We start from the raw sequence: 14507 nt of genomic DNA on the forward strand, positions 1-14507 counted from the left end.
TTATTGCATAGTCTCATCTGATGGTACTATATAGGGTTTGTTCCCATTCATGAGCTGCTCTTGTTCTTTCAAGTCTTGTGCTTTTCTTATTTCCCGTGCAACCTTCCTTCTTTGTGAAGGAGAAAGTTTGGCTTTCGTAATGTTATTTTTCCCAAGTTCTTTCTTTTCTGTCTGATCCGCAGGGAGCGGGTTCGCAACAGGTGCTTCCCTCGTGTATTCATCTGTTATCTCATTGTTCAGTTTGGGTAATAAACCACCTGGCTCAACAGAGGCTGAATCTGGAGAAATGGCAATGTCTGAAACTTTTAAGTTATTCTCCTGGATCTTTTCAACTATTTTCGTGTTTAAAATTTCTGACTTTGGATTATCCGCTTTCACAATTCTGAGCGTTTCAAGTTGTCTCTTTTCAGGAACGGCAGGGTTTTCAGAGTGCCTTATATGTTTGTCAGTTTTAAGTATACTCTTTTGTTGACTTTTGCTTCCTTCGTTGTGTGATTTAAAATATAGAATTAGAATGAATGATAGTGCCGAAAGAACAGCCATACATTTAAATAATGTTGAAAATTTCAGGTGAAAATAGTTAGTTTTCAATAATTGCTGCGCTTCCGGCGGCAGAGGAGATGCAGATAATTGTGGCAGATAAGAATCTTCCCAGAAACTCAACTCTTCCCGATATTCGGGATTTTGGCTTATAAAGGCTTCGACATTCAATTTTTCCTCATCAGTCAAAGTTCCTTCACAGTATTCAAAAAGCCATTCTTCTACATTATCGCGAGTTATCTGTGTGCTATTCATAACAACAGTTTTATTTCTTTAATGGAATTCTTTAACTTCTGTCTTCCTCGAAATAAGTAAACTTTTACTTGCTCCATACTTAGTCCGGTTATTTTACCTATTTCTTTATAATCGTATCCTTCAAGATCTTTCAGAATTATAATAGATCTTTGAATTGAAGGAAGTCCTTCCAGACATTTTTCGATGACTTCTTTGGTTTCAAATTCTGAATTAATTGGAACCTGTGGTTCGTGTAATCCACTTTGTTCTATTGAGACAGACTTCTTTTCTCGCTTTATATGATTGATCATCGAATTGTGTGCGACAGAGAATAACCAGGGTTTTATTTTGTTTTCATCTATATTTTTCCTCTCTATCCACAATTTTGCAAAGCAATCCTGAACAATGTCCTTGGCTAGATCATTGTCATCAGCACTCTTTGCAACATACCAGAAGAGTCTGTTATAATAGAGTTTTACAGCTTCGTTATATTTTTCTATTTTCAATTATTTGCAGATAAAATTGAAATGAACAGCACCTGAGACAAATAAGGGGTTCTAAATGTTACAGTCTGTTCATTTTTTTATTAGAAAGGATAAGATATAATTAAAAATGTACTTCTCCCGGCTTGAACTTATAAGCAGCGAGTTTACATTCATTTCCAATGCTGACTTTAGCAAGAAGCAGAACGGAGCCATCTTGAGCTGGCAATATTAACCTTCCTTCATCTTGGCTTGGAGTGCCGATTATTTTTTGTCCGGTGGGGATAAGGTCGGAATTGAACTTGACTACCAGGATATCACGGGTCCCGTTTTCTTCTGTAGATCCAGCAATAAAAATTTCTCCATTCATTTGCATAATGGACTTCGGAAATTGATTTGCAGGTCTTTCATAAGTGTACTCTTTGATCTTTTTGCCATTAAGACTAGCTTTTGCAATAAAAAAATCTATTCCGGTCTCATCTGTTTGGTTAGAGCCACAAATAAATAGATCTCCGGACTTGTTTGCTATAGTGCCATACCCCACTTGATTTCTGTTATCAAATGAAGTATAGTTCAGGTTCCACTCAAAGTTGCATTGTAAATCTGATTTTATGAGTGAAATATTAGTAAAGTTGCCATCTGTGAAGTATCCTGTCCACAGTAATTCGGAGTTTGGTGTTTGAAATACTGATTGAATACCTTCCCGGAAATCCTGTATGATAAGTTCTTTAGGAGTTGCACTATTCTTTAAATCGGTCTCAACAGAAATAACTTTTTTCCCTTTTTCGAGAGAGGTTTCTCCAATTAAAAGATATGTTCCAGCTTTAGCAGTTTCGGTTATATAAATCAGCTTTGATAAATAAGAAACTTCACCATATCCATGATTTTTAACTAACTGAAGCTTGTCATTAAATTCCCAAATGAAAATATTATTATTTGTTGAATTTATGGTCGTTCCGGCAACTATGTAGTTTCCATTGGCATTTTTAAAAATAGATTTAACTTCCTCAGTCTGTTCAGTTCCAAAGGATATTTCGCCCAATCTTTTCCCGTCTTTAGCAATCTTTAATAGGTACACATCTCCCTCTTTGTTGTCTGCAGCTATTAAATAGGAATCATCAGGTAGCAGAAGGGAAACAATTTCTCCCTGGCAGCTTAGGGGGAGCTCAAAAAAACGTTGAAATCCAGGAAAGGTAATTTCCTCTTTGTCTTTGTGACAGCTTACACAAAAAAGAGCAAGCAGGAAATAAATTTTGATTTTCATATATAATGTACTTACTAAGCGAAGGTCATTATAATTTTCTATTAATCAGATGTTTCTTGACTAAAAAAATTAAATTCCAACCATCGTTTCCAACTAAGGAGCGAATGACACTGGGTTATTTTATGTAGAAGGTTTGTAAAAATAAATGAGCCCATAATCGTATAAGAATGGGCTAATAGAGCAAAATGGTATTTAAAAACACAACTCCAGATATTTCTCAACGGCCTTTAATGTCTCCTCTCTCTTCTCGAACATTCCCATATGGCCGCACTCGGAGAAAAAATGAACTATACTGTATTTGGGCATGTAACATTGTTCAAGGCTTTTTTCCAAAGGTACAGGACCGTCGTCTTTACCAACAATGAAGAGAACTGGTACTTCCACATTTTTCAACACATCTATTCTTTCTTTCCTGTCGCGCATTGCCTTGGTTGTTTCAATGATTGATTGCATTGAAGTATTTCTGGTTGTTTCAATCATCATCTGAATTTCTTCTTGCAGATTCTTTCTGTTCCTCATGAAAAACAGAGGTTCTACAAAGCTGTCTGCAAAAGGATCAACTCCATTTTTCTCAATAAATTGAATGGTCCTGTTTCTATTTTCCTTCTTCTCAATGCTATCCTCAAAAGCTGTAGAGTGAAACAAGCCCATTCCTTTAAGCATTTCAGGATATTTCTCTGCAAATGCCAGGGCCACATATCCGCCAAGGGAATGCCCAATTATGACACATTCTTTAACAGAAAGATCTTTTAACAGATTTCTTACTTCATCGGCAAAGTATTCCATGCTTACAGGTGTGGTATCCAATGGACTTTCGCCAAATCCTGGCAGGTCTGGGGTTATTACATGGTAATCGCTTTGGAAGTGGTTTAAAAAGTCTTTCCAGAGGGATTTTTCTTCACAGAATCCGTGTATAAAAACAACAGCAGGCCCGCGGCCTGCTGATTTGTATTTTAAAGATGAAATAGCCATTAATTTTTGTGATATTCTATTCTTGATGAACAATGCTGGTTAAAGACCTGACTGCTTCTACAATTCCTTCTGTGCCATAACCACATTCTTTGTAAAGCTGTGGCTGCTCACCATGTTCTATGATTTTATCCGGAATACCCAGCCTCACTATTTTTGCTGAGTAGTTGTTGTCTGCCATAAATTCAAGAACAGCACTTCCAAATCCACCTTGCAAGCAGCCATCTTCAACTGTAATGACTTTTTTAAATTTCTTGAAGATCTTGTGTAAAAGCTCTTCGTCAAGTGGCTTGGCAAATCTCATGTCATAGTGAGCTGGCGTTAACTCTTCGTGATCAAGTATATTGCAAGCGTCTACTGCATTATTCCCTATTGGGCCGAACGTTAGTATTGCAATGTCTTCTCCTTCTCTTACTGTACGTCCTTTTCCAATCTCAATCTTTTCGAATGGAAGGCGCCATTCTGGCATTACTCCTTGACCTCTTGGGTATCTGATTGTAAATGGCCCGTTTCCATCCAATTGAGCCGTGTACATGAGATTTCTCAATTCACTCTCATTCATAGGAGAAGAAACAACCATGTTCGGAATACATCTCATGAAAGCAATATCGTATGCTCCGTGATGTGTAGGACCATCGGCGCCTGCAAGTCCGGCTCTGTCAAGACAGAAAACTACAGGTAAATTCTGCAGACAAACATCGTGAATGACAGAATCATATGCACGTTGCATGAAAGAAGAATAAATATTGCAAAAAGGAATAAGTCCTTGCGTGGCTAATCCCGCAGAAAAAGTTACTGCATGCTGTTCTGCTATACCAACATCAAATGCCCTGTCAGGCATTTTGTCCATCATGATATTTAATGAAGATCCTGATGGCATAGCTGGGGTAATCCCCATTATTTTAGAATTCTTTTCGGCCAGCTCAACAATAGTATGGCCGAAAACATCTTGAAATTTAGGAGCCTGAGGAGTATCATAATGTTTGATACTGATTTCTCCTGTTAGCTTATCAAATTTTCCCGGAGCATGCCACTTCACCTGATCTTTTTCAGCCAGAGGGAATCCTTTTCCTTTTGTTGTAACACAGTGAAGGATTTTGGGTCCCGGAATATTTTTGAGATCATTAAAGATATTCACCAGATGGTCAATGTCATGACCGTCTACTGGACCAAAATATCTTATTTTAAGAGATTCAAAAAGATTACTGTTTTTTAGCAGAGAAGATTTTAAAGCAGTTTCAATTTTGGAAGCAATAGTCTGAGCGTTCGGCCCGAATTTGCTTATTTTACCCAAAATGTGCCATGCCTCGTCCCTAAGTTTATTATAAGTCTGTGATGTGGTAATGTCTGTAAGATAATCCTTAAGCGCCCCAACATTAGGATCAATTGCCATGCAATTGTCATTGAGTACGATTAGCAGATTGCTGTTGGAAACCCCGGCATGATTCATTGCTTCGAATGCAAGTCCGGCTGTTAAAGCTCCGTCGCCGATTACTGCTATATGCTGTTTGTCAGACTCTTGTTTATATTTAGATCCCACAGCCATACCAAGAGCAGCAGAAATTGATGTGGATGAGTGTCCGACACCAAATGAATCATAAGGGCTTTCGCTTCTTTTCGGAAAACCGGAAATGCCTTTGTAGAGTCTGTTTGTATGAAAAACGTCCCTTCTGCCTGTCAGAATTTTGTGTCCATAGGCCTGATGTCCCACATCCCAGACAAGCTGATCTTTAGGGGTATTAAATACATAATGAAGCGCAACGGTAAGTTCGACCACGCCAAGCCCGGCAGCGAAATGTCCTCCGTAAACTGAGACATTATCAACGATAAATTGTCTAAGCTCGGTACAAACCTGGTAAAGCTGCGTTTCATCCAGTTTTCTCAGATCTTCAGGAGAGTCGATCTGACCCAATAATTTTCCCGGTTTTATTAACATGGCAAGTCCAAACTAAAACAAAGATAAAAGAATATATGTTTTCTTAAATTAAAAAAAGAAAAAATGTGCCTCAGGCAAATAACGCCAGAATAACCCAGATATTATACTGAGTTTTTTATAAAAGGATTTTTTATAATGCATATATAGACCCAGAAAATCAATTTTGTAGTGTCTTTTGTTATAAGTCAGTCAGTTATGATTTTTGCATCCAAATTATGGCCCGGATTATAAATCAGGATTGATTTTGCCGTTTGAAAGACTACTGTTAAATTTACTAAGTGAGCTTCGAAATTAAATTACCCCTCTTTACTGGTCCGTTCGACCTTTTGCTCTTTTTCATTGAGAGAGATGAGCTGGATATTTATGATATTCCTATTTCAAAAATAACCAATGACTTCCTTGAGTATATCCATCGACTGGAAGAGATGAATATTGAGGTTGCCAGTGAATTCATCCTTGTTGCTGCAACCTTAATGAGAGTGAAGGCCAAAATGTTATTGCCAAGACCAGAAATAGATGAGCAAGGTAATGAGGTCGATCCGAGGGAAGAACTTGTGGCCCACCTGCTTGAATATAAAAAGTATAAGAGCATTATTAATGATCTTGCTAATCTTGAGGAGGAACGAATGAACCTCGAAAAGCGTGGTAACATTGTAAAGGAATTAAAACAACTTTCGGAAGTAAGTGATGTAGAGTCAGAACTCCAGGATATTGATCTTTACAAGCTTCTGAAAGTTTATGAAAGAGTATTACGAAAATTTGAAGAGGAAAAGAACAAGCCTATTCATACGGTGGTGCAGTATCCTTATACCATTGAAAATCAGAAAGAATATATATTGACCAAGCTCAGCGGTGTTGCTAGGCTGTCTTTTGAAGATGTCATTTCAGAATTCAGAACCAAGATAGCTATGGTTTACAACTTCCTTGCAATTTTGGAACTATTGACACAAGGTTATCTAATGATTTATGTAGGAGAAGGATTTAATAATTTCTGGGTAGAGAAGAGGCAGGGACAGACGGAAGAAGTAACAGAGCTGTAAGCACAAAGCTGAAAGCGTAAGGCGAAAAGCTGAAGACAGAGAGCAATTTAACTTTCTGCTTTCAGCTTTTTGCTTTTCGCATTATTAAAATTGCTCCAGTCCAGAGAAGAAGAAGCTTCCTTCGATAGCTGCATTCTCATCAGAGTCAGATCCGTGGATTGCATTTGCTTCGATTGATTTAGCATACAATTTACGGATAGTGCCAGGCTCAGCATTTGCAGGGTTTGTAGCACCAATCAGCTTACGGAAATCAGCCACTGCATTGTCTTTTTCAAGAATCATTGGTACGATAAATCCGCTAGACATATACTTCTTAAGATCGTTGTAAAAAGGTCTTTCTTTGTGTACTTCATAAAATTGACCTGCACGCTCTTCAGAAAGTTTGAATTTTTTTAAAGCCACAATTCTGAATCCCGCTTCTTCGATCATCTTTAAAATTGCACCTGAATTACCTGCCGCTACTGCATCAGGTTTAATCATTGAAAAAGTTCTGTTACCAGCCATATTTTTGTTGTTAGGGTTACAAATTTCAGAGCGCAAAATTATACAGATTCCTGAAATATTGGTTTTTTTTTAAAAAATTCTCATTTTGCGCCGATTCTCTAATTTTTTATAATCAAAAGCTAGAGAATTTTGTTTAAGCATAATTAAATTCTACGGGTCTATTCGTCCAAGAAATCAATGCAGGATCTTGTATCTTTAAGGGAAATCCTAAGGACTCCAAAAAAAATTGTTATCACAACTCATGCAAAACCTGATGCTGATGCTTTGGGTTCTTCGCTTGCGATGTGGGCTTATCTCAAGAAAAAAGGTCATGATCCGAAGGTAATTACCCCAACCGATTATCCTACTTTTCTTAACTGGATGAATGGTAATGATGAGGTGATTGTCTATGAAGAAAATGTTGAGTTGTCTGCAAAATTAGTAAAGGAAGCAGAAGTTATTTTTTGTCTGGATTTTTCCGCCCTAGGTAGAATAAATGACCTCGGAGATCTTGTAAAAAATGCCACGGCCACAAAAGTTCTGATTGATCATCACCTTGAACCGGAGTATTTTGCTGACTTTGTTTTCTGGGATATCAAAGCTGCCGCCACCGCAGTGCTTATTTATAAGCTTATTATTGGCTTAGGCGACAGAGAATATCTTGACACTTGCATAGGTGAATGCATCTATGCAGGAATTATGACAGACACCGGCTCATTCAGACATCCCAGCACGAATAAGGAAGTGCATATGATTATTGCAGAACTTCTGAACCTTGCGGTAGATGTATCAAGGATCCACAGGCTTATATATGATAATAACTCAGAATCCAAGCTTCGATTTTTAGGTTTTGCTCTTCAGGAAAAGCTTGTCGTTATAAGAGACCTTTATACTGCATATATAGCGATATCGGAAGAGGATTTGAAAAGGTTTGATTCGCAAACCGGAGATACGGAAGGGTTGGTCAATTATGCTCTATCCATTGATGGAGTGGTGATTGCGGCAGTTATTATAGACAGACCAGATTCTGTAAAACTATCTTTCAGGTCCAAAGGTGATTTTTCTGTCAATGAATTCGCAAGGAGACATTTTGAAGGAGGAGGTCATCTGAATGCAGCAGGAGGAAAATCAAATTTGAATCTTGAAGATACTGTAAAGAAATTTATTGAAGTGCTTCCAGCCTATAAAGAACAATTGTATCAGAACTATAAACTAGAAAAATCATTATGTTAAAGAAAAGTGTTGCGGCAGTTGGCCTATGTATTTTAGCCGCTTCCGGTATCCTGTCTTCATGTGACGGATATAAAAAAACCGAGAACGGCCTTAAATACAAGATTGTAAAGGACTCAACTGGGGGCAAGAATATTGAAGTTGGAAGCGTAGCCCTTGTACAAATGAGCTATAAGAATGAAAAGGACACATTCAGCACAGCAAAACAAAATTATGGAAACCCAATAGATATACTTGTTTCAGAATCACCTTTCAAAGGAAGTCTTGAAGAAGGATTGGTTTTGCTTAGTGAAGGTGACAGTGCTATTTTTCTAGTGAGCAGTGATTCTCTTTACCAAAAGAGATTCAATACTCAAATGCCTAAAGAAATTAAACCAGGTAGCTTTACTACGTTCAATGTTAAAGTAGTAAAAGTGTATACCAAAAAAGAAGTAGCTGCTGAGAGAGAAAAGTATAGAAAACAACAGCAGGAGATGAATAAGCAGCAAATGGCAATGGTTGATGAATATATCACCAAAATGCTTGATTCTGCCTCTGTAAAAGGTCAATTAGCAACAGACCAAGCTATTATTGACAAAAAATTGAAAGCAGAAGGAATTACTGCCCAGAGAACAAAGCATGGTGTTTCATATTTGATTACGAAAGATGCAGATTCTCCACTTATCACCAAAGGCGATACTGTTACTGTAGAATACACTGGAAAACTCCTTGATGGAACGACATTTGACTCTTCAGTAGGTAAAGATCCTTTCACTGTTGTTGTAGGTCTAGGAAGGGTCATTCCAGGATGGGAAGATGCGCTTCAGGTGCTTGGTAAAGGAGATAAAGCCACAATCTTTATTCCGTCTCCTCTTGGTTATGGAAAGACTGGAGTACCTGATCCTGCAAACAAAGATAAATATCTGATTCCTAAAAATTCACCTTTAGTATTTGATATCGAGGTACTCGATGTTAAGAAGTAACATCAAGAAATAAATAGTAGAGAGAGGGTTGTTCTTATTGGGCAGCCCTCTCTTTCTTTAAACCTATTTTTTTAATCTCCGTTTTTCTTTCTAAAATTTAGTTATGAAACATATAATATATTTTTGCTTAGCTTTTTTACTTACGGTGAACTACGCTTTTGCTGAAGGTGATACCATTACAACAAAATCGGGCTTGAAGTACGTTGTGAAGAAAAAAGGTACTGGGAAGAAAGCATATTCAGGAGCAAAAGTAAAGGTACATTACAGAGGGAAGTTTGCTGATGGAAAACAGTTTGACAGTAGTTATGATGCTGGAAGTCCTTTTCAGTTTGTCTTGGGTAATAAAGAGGTAATTCCTGGCTGGGATGAAGGAGTTCTGCTGATGTCAGAAGGTGAGGAGGGGGTTTTGATTGTTCCTGGTAATCTTGGATATGGTAAAAAAGGTGTAAAAGATGATGAGCACCCCGGAGCTTATGTAATTCCTCCCAATGCAACTTTAATATTTGAAATGCATTTGATAAAAGTAAAGTAATGCTTTTTCAGAGCCATTTTTTCTTTTTAAAGTATGCAAGCATTGAAACGATTATAACAAAACAAGAGGCGAGGAAAATATAATAGCCGTATTTGTTCTTCAGCTCGGGAATGTTTTCAAAGTTCATTCCATAAACTCCCGCAAGGAATGACAGGGGAATGAAGATCGTTGAGATAACAGTCAGCACTTTCATGATTGCATTCATTTTGTTGCTGATACTGGACATGTACAAATCAAGCATGCCACCGGATAAATCCCGGAAAGATTCCAGTGTGTCTATGATTTGAACGGTATGATCGTAGACATCTTTAAAATAAGTTTGAGTGGTCGGAGAAATCTGTTCAAACTCTTCTCTTTCAAATTTCATTAATACTTCGCGTAGTGGCCAAATAGATCTTCTCAAAAGTATCAGCTCTCTTTTTATTGAATACAATTCGTTAAGAATATCTTCGGTAGGCTCTGCAATAAGTGCGTCTTCTATATCTTCCAGCTTCTCACCGATTTTTTCAAGAATAAGAAAGTAATTGTCCACAATGGTATCTATGAGTGTATAGAAAAGATAATCAGATGGAGATTTTCTGAGTTTTCCTTTGCTTGTCCTGATTCGAAATCTGTTAGGATCGAACACATCTCCTCCAGCTTCCTGAAAGGACAGTACATAATTAGGTCCTAAAACAATGCTGATTTGTTCTACTGAAATACAGTTTTTTTTATCATCATAGCTAAGCATATTTAACGTTGCAAAGAGTTGATCATCAAAGTCGTCTACTTTTGGCCTTTGGCCAGCTATAGATATGTCTTCAAGCAACAGAGAATGTAAGTTAAATATTTCCCCGATCTTACTAAGGCTTTCGCTGTCTTCTGTTCCATCAATATTGATCCAGGAAACCTTGTCTGAAGTTTTATATTGCTTCAGTTCATCAAGATTTGTAATATTTCGTTCCTCAAGTGAAGCTTCGTTATAACTCATAATGGTTATAAAAGCTGCGGTACCAATGCTTTCTCTTTCTGCAAGGGTTCCGGGAGAGAGTCCTGCTTTTCTTGTATTGTGAGGTCTTACACTTCTCATAGTGTTATGTAAAAAGTGATATGAACAAACTTGTAATCTATTGGAATTTAAAAAGGAATAAAAAGAAGAATGTTTGCAGATCCTGTATCAAAAGTTTGTTAGATAGGTAGAAAAAAAGCGGCACTGGGCCGCTTTTTTGTTTATTGGTAGTTTAATACCTATCCGTTCATTGAAACAAGGAACTCGTTGTTGTCCTTGGTGTTTTTCATTTTGTCTATCAGGAAGTCCATTGCTTCTACGGACGTCATATCTGACATGTATTTTCTAAGAATCCAAACTCTTGAAAGCTCATCTTTATCCATAAGAAGATCTTCACGTCTTGTTCCTGAAGCAGGAACGTCAATAGCAGGGTAGATTCTTTTGTTTGAAAGCTTTCTGTCCAATTGAAGTTCCATGTTACCGGTACCTTTGAATTCTTCAAAGATAACCTCGTCCATTTTACTTCCAGTCTCTATAAGAGCAGTTGCAATGATAGTAAGAGATCCACCATTTTCTACGTTTCTTGCAGCACCGAAGAATCTTTTAGGTTTATGAAGAGCGTTTGCATCCACACCACCCGAAAGTATTTTACCTGAAGACGGAACAACTGTATTATATGCTCTTGCAAGCCTTGTGATTGAGTCAAGCAGTATAACAACATCGTGTCCGCATTCAACCATTCTCTTAGCTTTCTCAAGTACAATAGAAGCAATCTTTACGTGTCTTTCAGCCTGTTCGTCGAAAGTAGAAGAGATTACTTCAGCTTTCACGTTTCTTGCCATATCTGTAACCTCCTCAGGACGCTCGTCGATCAATAGGATCATCAGATACACTTCCGGGTGGTTTGTGGCAATAGCGTTTGCAATTTCTTTTAGGAGAACTGTTTTACCTGTTTTAGGCTGAGCTACAATCATACCTCTTTGGCCTTTTCCGATTGGTGCGAAAAGATCAAGGATTCTGGTAGATAATTGATTGTGTGTTGTGCTAAGGTTAAGTCTTTCCTGTGGGAAAAGAGGCGTAAGGAATTCGAATGGAATACGATCTCTGATTTCTTCCGTGGTCTTTCCGTTTACACTTTCAACTCTTAGTAGAGCAAAATATTTTTCACCTTCTTTCGGAGGTCTGATCTGACCTTTAACAGTGTCACCTGTTTTTAATCCGAATAGTTTTATCTGTGAAGGAGATACATATATATCGTCAGGGCTCGCAAGATAGTTATAGTCTGCTGATCTTAAGAAACCATAACCGTCCTGCATTATTTCTAGTACACCTGAGTTAAGAATAATGCCATCAAACTCACGCATACTAACGCCACCGCTGTTTTGAGGTGTTGGTCTTGTTGATTTTATTCTTTCTACAGGCTTTTCTTCTCTGATTTCTTCAAAAGTGGAAACTGCTGGGGCTGCTGTTTCAAATAGTGGCTCGGATTCTCTTTGGAAAGGTTCGAAAACAAATTCATTTGAACTGGAAAAGGAAGGGAACTCTTCATTAGCTGGCTCAGTTTCCTTTACATTTTCTCTCTTTCTGATCCTTTTTCTAGGCTCCTTTTCATCTCTTGAGCCGTCTTCCGTATTGTCAATTGTCATCATTTGTTTGTTTTCGGTGAGTTGCGGCTCTGGCATTACCGCCTGTTGGTCGAGGATTTTATATATGAGTTCTTTTTTCTGAAGCTTTTTAAAATTCTGAATACCTAACTTTTCGGCAATGTCCTTCAATTCAGATAATAATCTGTCCTCTAATTCTTCAATATTGTACATAGAAATGCTCTGATAGATTAAACACGATCAACTAACCAACCCTGATTATGTTTTAAAAGGGAAACCCATTTAAGGATGAAAACTGGTTATTTATTAAGATGTTAAGTTAAACTAAAAAGAAATGAACTTGTTTAAGAAAAAGCTCAAATGCTGTTTTGGTTCTGCAATATTAAATTATCAGGAGATAATTGTCAAGTAATTTTTATTTATTTAAAATTTTTAACGCGGAAAATAAATAAAAAGTTTGGACTCGTGTGGTCTTTTTAGGTTTATTTGTGCTCTTTTCAAATAAAATATATGTTACAGATTGCTTTTATACGTGAGAATAAAACGGAAGTAATTGCCGGACTGAAGAAAAAATACTTTAAAGATGCTGAAACGTTCGTTGATAAGGTAATCGAGATTGACCAACAAAGAAGAGATACGCAAAGACTTCTTGACGATATACTTGCTCAAAGCAACACAAAGGCCAAAGAAATTGGGCAGTTGATGAAAACTGGTCAAAAAGATGCTGCAGAGGAGGCTAAAGCTGTAGCTGCTGATCTTAGGACTAAGAGTAAAGAACAGGAGGACAAACTTGCAAGTCTTGAAGGCGAATTAAATGATACATTGGTTAAGCTCCCCAATCTTCCTCATTCATCAGTTCCAGAAGGACGTACTCCCGAAGAAAACCTAAATGTTTTTGAACATGGCAGCACTCCGGCACTTTATGACGGTGCACTTCCCCACTGGGAGCTTATTAAAAAATTTGACATCATTGATTTTGATCTTGGTGTAAAACTTACTGGTGCAGGTTTTCCTGTATATAAAGGTAAAGGTGCCAGACTTCAGAGAGCTTTGATTAACTTCTTTCTGGATGAAGCCCTGAAAGCCGGTTATGGAGAAGTGCAACCTCCTATTTTAGTAAATGCGGATTCAGGATTTGCTACGGGTCAGCTTCCTGACAAAGAGGGGCAAATGTATTTTGCATCTGCCGATAATTTTTACCTCATTCCAACTGCTGAGGTTCCGATCACTAATATTTACAGAGATGTTATTGTTAAAGAGGAAGATCTTCCTGTGAAGAATGTTGGTTACACTCCTTGTTTCAGAAGAGAAGCGGGATCATGGGGGGCTGATGTCAGAGGCTTAAACAGGTTGCATCAGTTTGATAAGGTGGAGATTGTTCAGATCGTTCATCCTGATTCTTCTTATGAAGCTCTGGACAAAATGGTTGATCATGTGAGAGAATTGTTATACAAACTTGGTCTACAGTTCCGTATTTTGCGTCTTTGTGGTGGAGATATGAGTTTTAACTCTGCTCTGACATATGATTTTGAAGTTTATTCTGCGGCTCAGAAAAGATGGCTTGAAGTGAGTTCTGTAAGTAACTTTGAGACATTCCAGGCCAACAGACTTAAATTACGCTTTAAATCTGAAGGAAAAACTAGACTTCTGCATACTTTAAATGGCAGTGCACTAGCTCTTCCAAGAATTGTTGCTGCTTTACTTGAAAATAATCAGGATAAGGATGGTATTAAAATTCCGGAGGTTCTGGTTCCGTATACAGGTTTTGACAGAATTTAACCTTTTCTTTTTAAAAGGTTAAATTCCATGAATCTTATAAAGGAAGATAATAACTTAAATTAAACGATATTATAATTCCTCAAGAAGGGTTGCAAAAGGCATAACCTGATTGGGGAATTTTTTTTGTATTTCTTCAAGAAGTATATATTCGTAGTTGCCAGCGAATGAAATATAATTATCTTGATTATCAAATGAAATCTGTAACGCAAAGGTACTTTCATTCCCCTCCCCGGATAGGATTCTCATAACCTTGTAACTTGATCCATGCCTGTTTTCCTGTAAGCCAGGAATGTAATTTTTTTTTATTTCATTCAATACTTCCGATTGAATTTCCGGAAGCGAAACAAGCGTGAGATTGTATATAATCATTTTTTAATAATAATTTTTATTGATAAAAGTATATTTAGGTAACAAGTTTAAGTTTTATTCGTAATTTTTATTTATATAGAACCCAGGAAAAATTC

14 protein-coding genes are annotated in these 14507 nt (G+C 37.3%); 5 read left to right on the forward strand and 9 right to left on the reverse strand.

Annotation, left to right across the window (positions count from 1 at the left end; genetic code table 11):
* From J7604_RS00790 to dxs, 5 genes are all read right to left on the reverse strand, one after another.
* A complete protein-coding gene (locus tag J7604_RS00790) occupies positions 1-795 on the reverse strand; it encodes a hypothetical protein (RefSeq protein ID WP_293889898.1) in 795 nt (264 codons plus the stop codon).
* Complete coding sequence (locus J7604_RS00795) at positions 792-1280, reverse strand: RNA polymerase sigma factor (protein WP_293889900.1); 489 nt, start codon at positions 1278-1280, stop codon at positions 792-794. The genes J7604_RS00790 and J7604_RS00795 overlap by 4 nt, the downstream gene beginning before the upstream one ends.
* A 100-nt stretch (positions 1281-1380) precedes the next feature.
* Positions 1381-2520, reverse strand: coding sequence for a hypothetical protein (locus J7604_RS00800; RefSeq protein WP_293889902.1), 1140 nt, complete (start codon positions 2518-2520; stop codon positions 1381-1383).
* Positions 2521-2712: 192 nt separating this feature from the next.
* Positions 2713-3492 carry an alpha/beta hydrolase gene (locus J7604_RS00805; RefSeq protein WP_293889904.1) on the reverse strand — a complete coding sequence of 260 codons (780 nt, stop codon included), beginning with the start codon at positions 3490-3492 and terminating at the stop codon, positions 2713-2715.
* A gap of 16 nt (positions 3493-3508) precedes the next feature.
* Positions 3509-5425: a 1-deoxy-D-xylulose-5-phosphate synthase gene (dxs, locus tag J7604_RS00810; protein WP_293889906.1), complete on the reverse strand. Its 1917-nt coding sequence runs from the start codon at positions 5423-5425 to the stop codon at positions 3509-3511.
* Positions 5426-5703: 278 nt separating this feature from the next.
* On the opposite strand from dxs, the gene J7604_RS00815 reads away from it, so the two are divergent.
* Positions 5704-6465: a segregation/condensation protein A gene (locus J7604_RS00815; RefSeq protein ID WP_293889908.1), complete on the forward strand. Its 762-nt coding sequence runs from the start codon at positions 5704-5706 to the stop codon at positions 6463-6465.
* An 84-nt stretch (positions 6466-6549) separates the two neighbouring features.
* On the opposite strand, the gene J7604_RS00820 is transcribed toward J7604_RS00815, so the two are convergent.
* Positions 6550-6969: a nucleoside-diphosphate kinase gene (locus tag J7604_RS00820; protein ID WP_293889910.1), complete on the reverse strand. Its 420-nt coding sequence runs from the start codon at positions 6967-6969 to the stop codon at positions 6550-6552.
* Between the two features lie 177 nt (positions 6970-7146).
* Between J7604_RS00820 and J7604_RS00825 the strand changes: the two genes are divergently transcribed.
* From J7604_RS00825 to J7604_RS00835, 3 genes are all read left to right on the forward strand, one after another.
* Complete coding sequence (locus tag J7604_RS00825; RefSeq protein ID WP_293889912.1) at positions 7147-8181, forward strand: DHH family phosphoesterase; 1035 nt, start codon at positions 7147-7149, stop codon at positions 8179-8181.
* Positions 8175-9140, forward strand: coding sequence for an FKBP-type peptidyl-prolyl cis-trans isomerase (locus tag J7604_RS00830; RefSeq protein ID WP_293889914.1), 966 nt, complete (start codon positions 8175-8177; stop codon positions 9138-9140). The genes J7604_RS00825 and J7604_RS00830 overlap by 7 nt, the downstream gene beginning before the upstream one ends.
* Positions 9141-9243: 103 nt before the next feature.
* Positions 9244-9672, forward strand: a complete 429-nt coding sequence (locus J7604_RS00835; RefSeq protein ID WP_293889916.1) for an FKBP-type peptidyl-prolyl cis-trans isomerase — start codon at positions 9244-9246, stop codon at positions 9670-9672.
* Positions 9673-9679: 7 nt separating this feature from the next.
* Here J7604_RS00835 and corA read toward each other — a convergent pair whose 3' ends face one another.
* Both corA and rho read right to left on the reverse strand, forming a co-directional pair.
* Entirely contained in the window at positions 9680-10741 is a 1062-nt protein-coding gene (gene corA, locus J7604_RS00840) for a magnesium/cobalt transporter CorA (RefSeq protein WP_293889918.1), read from the reverse strand.
* A 158-nt stretch (positions 10742-10899) separates the two neighbouring features.
* A complete protein-coding gene (gene rho / locus J7604_RS00845; protein WP_028978988.1) occupies positions 10900-12477 on the reverse strand; it encodes a transcription termination factor Rho in 1578 nt (525 codons plus the stop codon).
* 297 nt (positions 12478-12774) lie between these two features.
* Between rho and serS the strand changes: the two genes are divergently transcribed.
* A complete protein-coding gene (gene serS, locus J7604_RS00850; RefSeq protein WP_293889921.1) occupies positions 12775-14043 on the forward strand; it encodes a serine--tRNA ligase in 1269 nt (422 codons plus the stop codon).
* Between the two features lie 69 nt (positions 14044-14112).
* Here the strand turns inward: serS and J7604_RS00855 are convergent, their stop codons facing one another.
* The gene (locus J7604_RS00855; protein WP_293889923.1) at positions 14113-14412 is read right to left on the reverse strand and encodes a DUF4286 family protein; all 300 of its coding nucleotides are present in this window, start codon (positions 14410-14412) and stop codon (positions 14113-14115) included.
* Between the last annotated feature and the right edge of the window lie 95 nt (positions 14413-14507).

Source organism: Sporocytophaga sp. (assembly GCF_017745095.1).
Taxonomy (GTDB): Bacteria; Bacteroidota; Bacteroidia; order Cytophagales; family Cytophagaceae; genus Sporocytophaga.